This is a genomic window from Klebsiella terrigena, from assembly GCF_006539725.1.
Taxonomy (GTDB): domain Bacteria; phylum Pseudomonadota; class Gammaproteobacteria; order Enterobacterales; family Enterobacteriaceae; genus Klebsiella; species Klebsiella terrigena.
Window position 1 is genome coordinate 59,259 of record NZ_BJNO01000005.1, and the last position, 11,834, is coordinate 71,092.

Genomic DNA, 11,834 nt, shown 5'->3' on the forward strand with positions numbered 1-11,834 from the left:
CGGGGTCGCGTTCGCGGCTAGCCGGCAAACAGACCGCTGGCGACGCCTGCCGCAGCCAGCAGCAGCAGCATGACCATCGCCTTCACCGGCGAAACGCCGCGCTTCGCCATTAAATACCAGGTCCCCAGCACCACCACCAGCGGCAGGAGCTGCGGAAATATGCCGTCCAGCATCTGCTGGACGTGGATATTGACGCCATCGCGGGTAATGAACTCCAGCCCGGTTCCCAGCTTCACGTAGCTCGCCGCGACGCCGCCCATCACGAAGACGCCGAGCAGCGACAGGGCCTCGCGCAGGCGGGTGGAGCGGCTGCTGACCAGCATCTCCACCGAGCCGGAGCCCATTTTGTAGCCCTTTAAAAACAGGAACCACGAGCCGGGGATAATAATCGCCAGCCAGGCGACGATATAGAACAGCGGCCCAAGGACGTTGCCGCCTGCCGCCAGCGCCATACCGATGCTCAGCAGGATAGGGATCAGCATCCCCGGGATCATCGAGTCGCCGATCCCGGCGATCGGCCCCATCAGGCCAACCTTCAGGGTGTTGATCGTCTCACCGTCGATGGGCTCGCCGTTGGCCTTTTTCTCTTCCAGCCCGAGCACCATTCCGTTAACGATCGCGCCGATCTGCGGCTCGGTGTTGTAGAAGGAGGCGTGGCGGCGCAGCATTTCCATGCGCTGGGCCGCGTCGGGATAGAGCTTTTTCGCCACCGGCAGCATGCTCAGGCAGAAGCCGAACGACTCCAGGCGCTCAAAGCTCATCGACGAGAGGTTGTGCATCATCCACGCCCGCCAGCAGCGGCGCAGATCTTTACGGTTCAGGGTACGTTCTTCCATCAGAATTCATCCTCATCATCGACGGCCGGCCTGCTGCCCGCGGCCTGCTGCGGTTCCGGCTTATAGTTGTAGTGGATCAGCGCCAGCAGCGAGCCCACGATCACCAGCGCGACCATATTGAGCTTTAAAAAAACGATGCAGACGAACCCGACGAGAAAATAGATCAGCATGCTGTAGTTCTTGATGATCTGTTTAAGCAGAATCGCGATCCCCACCGCTGGCAGAATGCCGCCCAGCACGTTCATCGTGGAGAGCACGATTCTCGGCAGGCTGTCCATAAAGCCGCTGATGTACTGGGCGCCAAAATAGACCGCAATAAAGGTGGGAACAAAGCGCAGCACGAAGTTACTGACCTGCGGCCAGATCGCGCTGTTCAGGTAAAGGCCGCGCTCATCGCCACGATCCAGCGCCACGTCGGCCCGATGGTTCCAGAAGGAGTTCAGCACCATCATCGCATTGAATAAAATTGTGCCGGCGATACCGATAGTCGCCGCCAGCGCCACCGCGACCTCCGGTCCCTTACCCGACAATATCCCCAGCGCAATCGCCGGCCAGGCGACGAAGTTGAGGTCGGCGGGCATTGAGCCGCCCGGCGTCACCATGGCGATATACACCGCCTGGACCGCAACGCCTATCATGATACCGGTCTTCAGGTCGCCTAAAATCAGGCCGACCAGCATGCCGGAGACCAGCGGCCGGGTAATCAGATACCAGCCGCCGGTCAGGCCTAAAAGCCAGGGGCTGCTGAGAGCCCCCAGGTAGCAAAGAATGCCAATCAACGTCGCTTCGATAATCATCATCCGCTCCTTATTTCAGCTTCTGCCGCGCGTCCTGCCAGCTGTAGCAGCTCGCATCCGGCACCAGACGGAACTCAACGTGATGCCCGCGCTGCACCAGCCAGTCGAAGGCGGCGATCTCGTCGGCATTAACCGACTGATTTGGCCCAATGGTGGTGGTGTCGGCGCGGGCGCTCATCGGGCCAACGTTGATTTTGCCGTTGGCATTTTTCAGGCTGATCCCCGCCGCTTCCAGGCGCTGTAAGGTGACCGGGGATTTGCCTATCACGAAATAGCGTTTCTCGCTGGCAATGACTTTGGGTAATTTTTCAATGGCCGTGGCGGTGTCGAACAGCCAGACCTTGAGGTCCTGCACGGCGCCTTTCATCACCGATGAGAGGAGCGGGTCGGCCGCGACGGCGTCGTCAATCGCCACGATACCGTCGCAGGGCAGCTCTTTGGCCCAGCGCGTCACGAGCTGCCCATGAATCACCCGGTCGTCAATACGTACAAAAGAGATACTCATAAGCGTTTTCCTCTAAAAATCATCTGGCTGAACGGCTAAAACCGGGGTGGCTTTAATCAGGGTTGGTACGGTTAACGCCAGCAGCCGTTCGGCAGCGGCGTGGACATCCGTCAGGTCGAGAATCTCTTCACACTGCAGCAGCATCGGGAAATTCACTCCCGCCAGCACGGCGACGGGGGGCGCTGTCTGCGCAGAGAAGGCGTGCAGGCAGGCGACGTTCCACGGCGTTCCGCTTTGCATATCGCACAGCACCAGTACGCCGTCGGCCTGCTGTCCGGACCACTCCAGCGCGCGGGCAAAATCCTGCTTAAAGCCCTCAATACCCGCCTGCTCGTCGAGGGTGACGGTGGAGATATAGGGCAGCTCGCCGTACACCATCCGCCCGCTGGCCAGCAGGGCGTCAGCCAGCGGGCCGTGAGTGGCAACAATAACGTTAATCATTTCTTATCCTCTTACCCAGGCTTTGATGGTAGCCAGCTGCTGTCCGCTGCCCTGACCTGACGGCGAAATGCGGTACTCCCCGACGGCGGCCGGAATGATAAAGGTCTCGGCGTAGCGCACGCTGAAGGGGGCAAAGGCGCCGCTCGGGCTGTCGACCACGGCTTCCGCGCCTTCCACCAGGTTGAGAACGTTAACCCCGCCGTGGGTATGGTGCGTGACCGGCGCGCTAAACCAGTGGCGGCGGGTTTCAATAAACTCGCGCTCGTGCATGCCCGTGCGCTCCTCCCGCCAGCCTTCGCCTTCGGCAACGGGCTCAATGCGGTTAACCAGGTTGTCGTTGACCCATTGGGTATCGCGCTGCCAGTCGATGACCTGTTCGCCGTGCTGCAGATGCACCGGACGAGGCAGTCCGTCTAAACCTAAACGCCCCCAGTCCCAGAGCTTGAAGGTGAAGATATACGGGGTCGCGCTGATTTCGAGCACCATCGTGCCGCTTCCTGAGCAGTGCACCGTACCGGCAGGGATAAGAAAGTGATCGTGCTTACGCGCCGGGATTTGGTTAACGAAGCGCCGATCGTCAAAGGCCTTCTCGCCGCGGCCGGCGGCCTGCAGATCGGCGAGCATCTCCTGCGGTTCGATCCCCGTTTTTGTCCCCAGATAGACGACGGCTTCCGGCTCCGCCTCGAGGATGTAGTAGCTCTCATCCTGGGTGTAGTGCATGCCAAACTGCTGCTGGATATATTCGGTTACCGGATGAACCTGGAAACTCAGGTTTTGCCCGCCGATGGTGTCGAGAAAATCAAAACGGATCGGGAACTCGGCGCCGAAGCGGGCGTGGACTTTTTCACCCAGCAGCGCGCGAGGGTGCAGCAGCACCAGGTCCTGAGAGGGGATCTCGATCCGTACGTCACCAAAACGCAGTAACAGGCTGTTCTCCTCGGGCACGCAATCAAAACACCACGCGTAGTTGGCGGCCGTAGGATCGAGATCGAATCGTTGCTTCATCCACTGGCCACCCCAGATGCCGGGATCGAAGAAGGGGACGACGCGGAACGGTTGAGCGGTGGTCTGCTGCAGCCCGGCACGCAGCGCTTCGCCGCTGACCAGGGCCGGGGCCTCTTTTACCGTGGTATCGAGTAAAAAATCGGCGCGTTTGAGCAGCGGCACCTTATGGCGATCGAAGACGCGCCATTCAATGAAAAAGGCGCGCTTGTAGCGGCGGAGAATATCTTCATCCTGGTTATCCGCCCCCCAGTTCCCCAGCCCGCTATGGCGCATGCGCTGCTGGATCTCCCAGCGCGGCATGTCGGCGTACACCAGCAGGTCGCCGGGATGAACCAGCGCCGCGCCGGGCCCGTAGATGACCACCACGCCCTCGGCTTCGGCGATAACCTGTTGGCGCAGCTGCTCCAGCTTATTGGGGTCAAAAAATTCCTCAAGGTGGTGGCAGGAGAGCACGCCAAACACGCGGTCGTCGGTAAGATTGCGCGCCAGCAGAGTGTGGATGGCCTGCTCGTCGCGGCGAGCGGACTCAACGTTAAGGGTCAGCGCGGCGCCGAGCGCCGGCAGCAGATGCTGTTCCAGCTCTTCCAGCCGCACGCCCGGATAGCAGTCGATAACCAGCACGGTTTTCGCGGCCGTCGAGGCTCTGGCGCTAAGCGCGGTACGGATGGACTCCCAGCCCTGGCAGGCGTGGTCGTCATAGCCCCGAACCGCAACCTCAGGGTATTTGTTATAGGTGGTGTGCATTTTCATTCTCCATATTGGCTAAATGAAGATTAATCGATTAACCTTATTTTGACAGTGTGGTTAACGCGATTAACCCGCCATAATCGACAAGTCAGGGGGTGAAATGGCCTTTAATGTGAAGGCAGTCACAGGGAAAAAACCAAAATTTAGGTTATTCGATTAACCTCGGGCGAATAAACGGGAGGGATGATGACAACAGTGACGCTGGCGCAGGTGGCAGAGAGGGCAGGGGTATCAACGGCGACCGTCTCGATGGTGCTGCGTAACCGGGGACGGATTTCACAGGCCACGCGCGAAAGGGTACTGAAGGCGCTGGATGACGCGGGCTATGTCTACAATCAGACCGCCGCCAATCTGCGCAACCGCAGCAGCAATCAGGTCGGGCTGCTGCTGCACGATATTACCAACCCCTTTTACGGCGAGATGACGGCGGGGCTGAGCCATGAGATGGAGCGGCACGATCTGCTGCTGTTTCTGGCTAACAGTGAAGAGTCCGGCGAACGCCAGCAGAAATTTGTCGATTCGCTGATGCGTAATAACGCCTGCGGCATGGTGCTGTGCGCCGCGCGGGAGACGCCGGCCTCATTTTTTGAAGCCCTGAAGCGGCGCAATATTCCGGCCATTATGGTGGTTCGCCCGCTCAGCGATCCGGATTTTGATTTCGTCGGCACCGACAACTTCCTCGGTACCCAGATGGCGACGCGACATTTGCTAAAAATGGGCCATCAGAATATTGCCTTTATCGGCGGCAGCCCGAGCTCAGGCACCCGGGCGCAGCGTATTGGCGGCTTTACCAGTACGCTGCTGGAAAGCGGGATCTCGCCGAATCCGAAGTGGATTGTGACCGCGCAGGCCAGCCAGATCGACGGCGCAAAGGTGGCGGAAGCGCTGCTCTCCCGCTATCCGGAGATCACGGCGGCGGTCTGCTATCAGGATATCGTGGCGCTGGGGGTGATGCAGGCGCTGCGCAAAACGGGCCGAGAGCCGGGGCGGGATTTTGCGCTGGTGGGCTTCGATGATATTACCGAAGCGGCGCTGGTCCAGCCGGCGCTGACCACCGTATCGGTGGCGGCGAAAGAGATCGGCCGTAAAGCGGGGGAGCTGCTGTATAGCCGTATTCAGGGTAATGATGAGCCGCCGAAACGGATCATCCTGCCGCCGGCGCTGGTCATCCGTGAATCATGCGGATTTCGCCGGGAAGAATCAGCGATATCAGGCCATTAGCGGCGTTTCTTGCGCGCTATCTGCTGGGAGAACGGCGCTTTCGCCAGACGATATTTCTCCTTCGCGCGATGACAAACATATAGTTTTTACTGATATCGACCGCGGTTTGTCATAAATTTCTAATTATCGGCGTTTTTGAGTAGCGGCCCATCGATGGGCTGGTTACTCTGAAAACAATTTACGTAAAGTTAACAAAAGAGAATAGCTATGCATGATGCACAAATCCGCGTGGCCATCGCCGGCGCGGGCGGCCGGATGGGACGCCAGTTAATCCAGGCGGTACAGCAGATGGACGGCGTGGCGCTTGGCGCGGCGCTGGAGCGCGATGGCTCCTCCCTGATCGGCAGCGACGCCGGTGAGCTGGCGGGCGCGGGCAAGATGGGCGTCACGGTGCAAAGCAGCCTGACGGCGGTTAAAGAGAGTTTTGACGTGCTGATCGATTTCACCCGTCCGGAAGGGACGCTGGCCCACCTCGCATTCTGCCGCGAGCACGGTAAAGGGATGGTGATCGGTACCACCGGTTTTGATGACGCGGGAAAACAGGCCATTCGCGATGCGGCGCAGGAGATTGCTATCGTCTTCGCGGCCAATTTCAGCGTCGGCGTCAACGTGATGCTCAAGCTGCTGGAAAAGGCGGCGAAAGTTATGGGCGACTACACTGATATTGAAATCATCGAAGCGCATCACCGCCATAAAGTGGATGCCCCGTCGGGCACCGCCCTGGCGATGGGCGAGGCGATTGCCGGTGCGCTGAACAAAGATCTGAAAGATTGTGCGGTCTACAGTCGCGAAGGTTATACCGGCGAACGCGTTCCGGGAACGATTGGCTTTGCCACGGTACGCGCGGGGGATATCGTCGGCGAACATACGGCGATGTTCGCCGATATTGGCGAGCGAATTGAGATCAGCCATAAGGCTTCAAGCCGGATGACGTTTGCTAACGGCGCGGTTCGCTCGGCATTGTGGCTGAAAGGCAAGAAAAGTGGCCTCTTTGATATGCGTGATGTCCTTGAACTGAACGCTTTATAAGATTTATTACCCATCGTGATGTGGTTATGGCATTCAATAAGTAATTGATTGCAGAGGGCAATATTTTATTGCCCTTTTTATTTTTAGCCTGTTTTTATGTCTTTTTAATTAAGAACGCTATAATTAACGCTTATCCTTCCTGTTGCTGTTATTTTTATGTAAATTTTGACCATCTGGTCTACTTTTCCGAATGGCTATGCCATATTTTACAATCCCGACGCTGCGCAAGCGTTTTCTAACGCTAGTTTGTTGATCTTTTTAGCTGTTAAAGCAGCGCTGATAGGCCAGTGGCGCAAAATGATATTAAAAATATGCGCTTTAAGTTGACTTTTCCCCGACATCTCTCCAGAATGCCGCCGTTTGCCAGAAATCCATAGGTAAGCAAATTTGCATTGATTCATGCTACGCGAATGCATTAATATGCAAATAAAGTGAGTGAATATTCTCTGGAGGGTGTTTTGATTAAGTCAGCGCTATTGGTTCTGGAAGACGGAACCCAGTTTCACGGTCGGGCCATCGGGGCAACGGGCACGGCGGTTGGGGAAGTCGTTTTCAATACTTCAATGACCGGTTATCAAGAAATCCTCACTGATCCTTCCTATTCCCGCCAAATTGTCACTCTTACTTATCCCCATATCGGTAATGCCGGCACCAACGCCGCCGACGAAGAGTCTTCCCAGGTACATGCTCAGGGTCTGGTTATTCGCGACCTGCCGCTGATTGCCAGCAACTTCCGTAATACCGAAGACCTCTCTTCTTACCTGAAGCGCCATAACATCGTGGCGATTGCCGATATCGATACCCGTAAGCTGACCCGCCTGCTGCGCGAAAAAGGCGCTCAGAACGGCTGCATCATCGTTGGCGATAGCCTCGACGCGCAGCTGGCGCTGGAAAAGGCAAAAGCATTCCCGGGTCTCAACGGGATGGACCTGGCGAAGGAAGTCACCACCTCAGAAACCTACGGCTGGACGCAGGGTAGCTGGACTCTGGAGGGCGACCTGCCGGAAGCGAAGGCGGAAAGCGAGCTGCCGTTCCACGTGGTGGCCTATGATTTCGGCGCTAAGCGTAACATCCTGCGCATGCTGGTGGACCGCGGCTGCCGCCTGACGGTTGTGCCGGCAAAAACCTCTGCGGAAGAGGTGCTGAAAATGAATCCGGACGGTATCTTCCTCTCCAACGGCCCTGGTGACCCGGCACCGTGTGACTATGCGATTGAGGCCATTGAGCAATTCCTCACCACCGATATTCCGGTATTCGGCATCTGCCTCGGCCATCAGCTGCTGGCGCTGGCGAGCGGAGCGAAGACCGTGAAGATGAAGTTCGGCCACCACGGCGGCAACCACCCGGTTAAGGATATTGATAATAACGTGGTGATGATTACCGCGCAGAACCACGGTTTTGCGGTAGACGAAGCCTCCATGCCGGCTAACCTGCGGGTGACCCACAAGTCCCTGTTCGACGGCACGCTGCAGGGCATTCATCGTACCGATAAGCCGGCCTTCAGCTTCCAGGGACACCCGGAGGCGAGCCCAGGCCCGCACGATGCCGCGCCGTTGTTCGACCATTTCATCGAGTTAATTGAGCAGTACCGCCAGTCCGCGAAATAATCAGGAGAAAAAAGCCATGCCAAAACGTACAGACATAAAAAGCATCCTGATTCTTGGCGCTGGCCCGATCGTTATCGGCCAGGCTTGTGAATTTGACTACTCTGGCGCCCAGGCCTGTAAGGCCCTGCGCGAAGAGGGTTACCGCGTCATTCTGGTGAACTCTAACCCAGCCACCATCATGACCGACCCGGAAATGGCCGATGCCACCTATATTGAGCCGATCCACTGGGAAGTGGTACGCAAAATCATCGAAAAAGAGCGTCCGGACGCCGTACTGCCGACCATGGGTGGCCAGACCGCGCTGAACTGCGCGCTGGAGCTGGAACGTCAGGGCGTGCTGGCCGAATTCGGCGTGACCATGATTGGCGCCACCGCCGATGCGATTGATAAAGCGGAAGATCGCCGTCGCTTCGACGTGGCGATGAAAAAAATTGGCCTCGACACCGCGCGTTCCGGTATCGCGCACACCATGGAAGAAGCGCTGGCGGTTGCCGCTGACGTGGGCTATCCGTGCATCATCCGTCCCTCCTTCACCATGGGCGGAACCGGCGGCGGTATCGCCTATAACCGCGAAGAGTTTGAAGAAATCTGTACCCGCGGCCTCGATCTCTCTCCAACCAACGAACTGCTGATCGATGAATCGCTGATCGGCTGGAAAGAGTACGAGATGGAAGTGGTGCGCGATAAGAACGACAACTGCATCATCGTCTGCTCCATCGAAAACTTCGACGCGATGGGCATCCATACCGGCGACTCCATCACCGTGGCCCCGGCGCAGACCCTGACCGATAAAGAGTATCAGGTGATGCGTAACGCCTCGATGGCGGTGCTGCGCGAAATCGGCGTGGAAACCGGCGGTTCCAACGTTCAGTTCTCGGTGAACCCGAAAGACGGTCGCCTGATTGTTATCGAAATGAACCCGCGCGTATCGCGCTCGTCGGCGCTGGCCTCGAAAGCGACCGGCTTCCCGATTGCCAAAGTGGCGGCGAAGCTGGCGGTGGGCTACACCCTTGACGAGCTGATGAACGACATCACCGGCGGGCGTACCCCGGCATCGTTCGAACCCTCTATCGACTACGTCGTCACCAAGATCCCGCGCTTCAACTTTGAGAAGTTCGTCGGCGCTAACGACCGCCTGACCACGCAGATGAAATCGGTCGGCGAAGTGATGGCGATTGGCCGCACCCAGCAGGAGTCGCTGCAGAAAGCGCTGCGCGGCCTGGAAGTGGGCGCAACCGGCTTTGACCCTAAAGTGAGCCTCGACGACCCGGAAGCGCTGACCAAAATTCGCCGCGAGCTGAAAGACGCCGGCGCCGAGCGTATCTGGTACATCGCCGACGCCTTCCGCGCGGGCCTGTCCGTCGACGGCGTCTTCAACCTGACCAACATCGATCGCTGGTTCCTGGTGCAGATTGAAGAGCTGGTGCGTCTGGAAGAGAAAGTGGAAGAGGCCGGCATCAACGGCCTTGATGCTGACTTCCTGCGGATGCTGAAGCGTAAAGGCTTTGCCGACGCGCGTCTGGCTAAGCTGGCGGGCGTGCGCGAAGCGGAAATCCGCAAGCTGCGCGACCAGTACAACCTGCACCCGGTCTACAAGCGCGTGGATACCTGTGCGGCGGAGTTCTCAACGGATACCGCCTACATGTACTCCACCTATGAAGACGAGTGTGAAGCGAACCCGTCGGTTGACCGCGATAAAATTATGGTGCTTGGCGGCGGCCCGAACCGTATCGGCCAGGGTATCGAATTCGATTACTGCTGCGTGCACGCCTCGCTGGCGCTGCGCGAAGATGGTTACGAAACCATTATGGTTAACTGTAACCCGGAAACCGTCTCCACCGACTACGACACCTCCGACCGCCTGTACTTTGAGCCGGTGACCCTCGAAGACGTGCTGGAAATCGTGCGTATCGAGAAACCGAAGGGCGTTATCGTCCAGTACGGCGGCCAGACTCCGCTGAAGCTGGCGCGCGCGCTGGAAGCGGCCGGCGTGCCGGTTATCGGCACCAGCCCGGACGCGATTGACCGTGCGGAAGACCGCGAGCGTTTCCAGCAGGCGGTTGACCGTCTGAAGCTGAAACAGCCGGCGAACGCCACCGTAACCGCGATTGAAATGGCCGTTGAGAAGGCCAAAGAGATTGGCTACCCGCTGGTGGTGCGTCCGTCCTACGTTCTTGGCGGTCGGGCGATGGAAATCGTTTACGACGAAGTCGACCTGCGTCGCTACTTCCAGACCGCGGTAAGCGTCTCTAACGACGCGCCGGTGCTGCTGGACCGTTTCCTTGACGATGCGGTAGAAGTCGACGTTGACGCTATCTGCGACGGCGAGATGGTGCTGATTGGCGGCATTATGGAGCACATCGAGCAGGCCGGCGTTCACTCCGGCGACTCCGCATGCTCGCTGCCGGCCTACACCCTGAGCCAGGACATCCAGAACGTGATGCGCGAGCAGGTGCAGAAGCTGGCCTTCGAGCTGCAGGTTCGCGGCCTGATGAACGTGCAGTTCGCGGTCAAAAACAACGAAGTGTATCTGATTGAAGTGAACCCGCGCGCGGCGCGTACCGTACCTTTTGTCTCCAAGGCCACCGGCGTTCCGCTGGCGAAAGTGGCGGCACGCGTAATGGCCGGCCAAACGCTGGCTCAGCAGGGCGTGACCAAAGAGATTATCCCGCCGTATTACTCGGTAAAAGAAGTGGTGCTGCCGTTCAACAAGTTCCCGGGCGTTGACCCGCTGTTAGGGCCAGAAATGCGCTCTACCGGGGAAGTGATGGGCGTCGGCCGCACCTTTGCGGAAGCGTTCGCCAAGGCGCAGCTGGGCAGCAGCTCGACGATGAAAAAACAGGGTCGCGCGCTGCTCTCCGTTCGTGAAGGCGACAAAGAGCGCGTGGTGGACCTCGCGGCTAAGCTGTTGAAGTTTGGTTTCGAACTGGATGCTACCCACGGGACCGCGATTGTCCTCGGTGAAGCCGGGATCAACCCGCGTCTGGTGAACAAGGTGCATGAAGGTCGTCCGCATATTCAGGACCGTATCAAGAATGGCGAATACACCTACATCATCAACACCACCGAAGGTCGCCAGGCGATTGAAGACTCCAAGCTGATTCGCCGCAGCGCCCTGCAGTACAAGGTGCACTACGACACCACCCTGAACGGCGGCTTCGCCACGGCGATGGCGCTGAACGCCAACGCTATGGAGAAGGTGACCTCGGTTCAGGAAATGCACGCGCAAATCAAAAAATAAGCCGTGCCGGCGCTGCCGGATACGCAACAAAGCGGGCTGACGTTATCGTCGGCCCGTTTTTTTTATGTCGGTCATCTTCGGAGAGTTCTGCTTTTAACTTCCTCCCGGCTCGGGCTAACTATAATTAGCACGATAACAATACTCATTGATGGAAAAACAGGAGGATACAATGCGGAACAAAATTCTGGTGGCATCCGCGCTGGCAGCGACGGCGGTGTTGTTTGTGGCGGGGTGTTCATCGAACCAGTCGCTGAAAACCACCGATGGCAGAACCATCGTCACCGACGGCAAGCCGCAGGTGGATAGCGATACCGGCATGGTCTCGTACAAAAATGCCGCAACCGGCCGCACCGAACAGATCAATCGCGATCAGGTGAAATCGATGGACGAGCTGGATAACTAATC

At 58.2% G+C, this 11,834-nt stretch carries 10 protein-coding genes; 5 read left to right on the plus strand and 5 right to left on the minus strand.

The window, feature by feature from the left end; all coding sequences use genetic code 11:
- Positions 1–17: 17 nt before the first annotated feature.
- Genes RTE01_RS08405 through RTE01_RS08425 form a run of 5 tightly spaced genes read right to left on the minus strand, consistent with a single transcriptional unit; the run spans position 18 to position 4,328 of the window.
- Entirely contained in the window at positions 18–836 is an 819-nt protein-coding gene (locus RTE01_RS08405; RefSeq protein ID WP_041143990.1) for a PTS system mannose/fructose/sorbose family transporter subunit IID, read from the minus strand.
- Positions 836–1,633 carry a PTS mannose/fructose/sorbose/N-acetylgalactosamine transporter subunit IIC gene (locus RTE01_RS08410; RefSeq protein WP_115193589.1) on the minus strand — a complete coding sequence of 266 codons (798 nt, stop codon included), beginning with the start codon at positions 1,631–1,633 and terminating at the stop codon, positions 836–838. The genes RTE01_RS08405 and RTE01_RS08410 overlap by 1 nt, the downstream gene beginning before the upstream one ends.
- A gap of 10 nt (positions 1,634–1,643) precedes the next feature.
- Positions 1,644–2,138 (minus strand): PTS system mannose/fructose/N-acetylgalactosamine-transporter subunit IIB, encoded by a 495-nt coding sequence (locus tag RTE01_RS08415; RefSeq protein WP_041143992.1) that lies wholly within the window; start codon positions 2,136–2,138, stop codon positions 1,644–1,646.
- Between the two features lie 12 nt (positions 2,139–2,150).
- Positions 2,151–2,579 (minus strand): PTS sugar transporter subunit IIA, encoded by a 429-nt coding sequence (locus tag RTE01_RS08420; RefSeq protein WP_041143993.1) that lies wholly within the window; start codon positions 2,577–2,579, stop codon positions 2,151–2,153.
- 3 nt (positions 2,580–2,582) lie between these two features.
- Positions 2,583–4,328, minus strand: coding sequence for a class I mannose-6-phosphate isomerase (locus RTE01_RS08425; protein WP_134525234.1), 1,746 nt, complete (start codon positions 4,326–4,328; stop codon positions 2,583–2,585).
- Between the two features lie 189 nt (positions 4,329–4,517).
- Between RTE01_RS08425 and RTE01_RS08430 the strand changes: the two genes are divergently transcribed.
- From RTE01_RS08430 to RTE01_RS08455, 5 genes are all read left to right on the plus strand, one after another.
- A complete protein-coding gene (locus RTE01_RS08430) occupies positions 4,518–5,552 on the plus strand; it encodes a LacI family DNA-binding transcriptional regulator (RefSeq protein ID WP_134528383.1) in 1,035 nt (344 codons plus the stop codon).
- A 207-nt stretch (positions 5,553–5,759) separates the two neighbouring features.
- Positions 5,760–6,581: a 4-hydroxy-tetrahydrodipicolinate reductase gene (dapB, locus tag RTE01_RS08435; protein ID WP_115193586.1), complete on the plus strand. Its 822-nt coding sequence runs from the start codon at positions 5,760–5,762 to the stop codon at positions 6,579–6,581.
- A 458-nt stretch (positions 6,582–7,039) separates the two neighbouring features.
- Entirely contained in the window at positions 7,040–8,188 is a 1,149-nt protein-coding gene (gene carA / locus RTE01_RS08445; protein ID WP_134525235.1) for a glutamine-hydrolyzing carbamoyl-phosphate synthase small subunit, read from the plus strand.
- A gap of 16 nt (positions 8,189–8,204) precedes the next feature.
- Entirely contained in the window at positions 8,205–11,429 is a 3,225-nt protein-coding gene (gene carB / locus RTE01_RS08450) for a carbamoyl-phosphate synthase large subunit (protein WP_041143998.1), read from the plus strand.
- A 169-nt stretch (positions 11,430–11,598) separates the two neighbouring features.
- Positions 11,599–11,832 (plus strand): YgdI/YgdR family lipoprotein, encoded by a 234-nt coding sequence (locus RTE01_RS08455; protein ID WP_041143999.1) that lies wholly within the window; start codon positions 11,599–11,601, stop codon positions 11,830–11,832.
- Positions 11,833–11,834: the final 2 nt, after the last annotated feature.